1 protein-coding gene is annotated in these 250 nt (G+C 55.2%); it reads right to left on the bottom strand.

What is annotated here, in order from left to right; translation table 11 throughout:
- A partial coding sequence (locus N8L90_RS09460) for a hypothetical protein (protein WP_419991966.1) occupies nt 1-250 on the bottom strand: 250 nt, incomplete at both ends.

The following is a 250-nucleotide window of genomic DNA, read 5'->3' as shown; positions in this document are numbered from 1 at the left end:
TGCGGTAGCCTCTACTTCAGCGTCAACAAGTGCCGTAGCATCTACCACAGCATCCACAAGTGCAGTAGCGTCTACGTCAGCAAGCACAAGTGCAGTAGCGTCTACCTCAGCAAGCACAACAGCAGTAGCGTCAACCTCAGCATCAACAAGCGCTGTAGCGTCTACCTCAGCGACCACAAGTGCAGTAGCGTCTACCTCAGCCAGCACAAGTGCCGTAGCCTCGACCTCAGCAACAACAAGTGCGGTAGCG

Origin of the sequence: Streptococcus mitis (assembly GCF_946190115.1) — a bacterium.
In the GTDB taxonomy this organism is placed as follows: Bacteria; Bacillota; Bacilli; order Lactobacillales; family Streptococcaceae; genus Streptococcus; species Streptococcus mitis_CO.
The sequence above is the reverse complement of the archived record's forward strand: the minus strand, read 5'-3'. Positions and strand labels throughout refer to the sequence as shown.